The 542-nt window shown below is 66.8% G+C and carries 1 protein-coding gene; it reads right to left on the reverse strand.

What is annotated here, in order from left to right; translation table 11 throughout:
• The coding region (locus ITJ54_RS17710; RefSeq protein WP_194630615.1) for a zinc-binding dehydrogenase at nucleotides 1-542 on the reverse strand (542 nt) is incomplete at both ends.

The following is a 542-nucleotide window of genomic DNA, read 5'->3' on the forward strand; positions in this document are numbered from 1 at the left end:
GCGCCGGCGGAGTCGCCGACGAGGTCGAGGGCTTCTTGGAAGGCTTCGAGGGGGAACTGGTGGGTGCAGATCCGGTCCATGGGGAGGGTCTGGGCTTCGAGGAGCTTGATGGCGGCGGGCCAGGTGTGGGGGCCGAGGTGGGCGCCGCGGATGTCGAGTTCCTTGTCGTCGCTGATGATGGACCAGTCGACGGAGACGGCGTCCTTGAACACGGAGTACTCCACGAAGGTGCCGAGTTTGCGGAGCAGGTTCAGTCCTTGGGGGACGGCTGATGGGTGGCCGGTGGCTTCGATGTAGACGTCGGCGCCGTACCCGTCGGTGAGGTCCTTGATGATCTGGACCGCGTCCTCGGTGGCGATGTTGATGGTGAGGTCCGCGCCGACGGCTTTGGCGAGGTCGAGCTTGGTGTCGAGGACGTCGAGGGCGATGATCCGGAGGGGGTTCTTCTGGCGTGCTCCGGCGATGGCGGAGAGGCCGATGGGTCCGGCGCCGGCGATGACGACGGTGTCGCCGAACTTGATCTCGGCGCGTTCGACGGCGTG

It is taken from the genome of Curtobacterium sp. VKM Ac-2865, assembly GCF_015350905.1.
Classification (GTDB): domain Bacteria; phylum Actinomycetota; class Actinomycetes; order Actinomycetales; family Microbacteriaceae; genus Curtobacterium.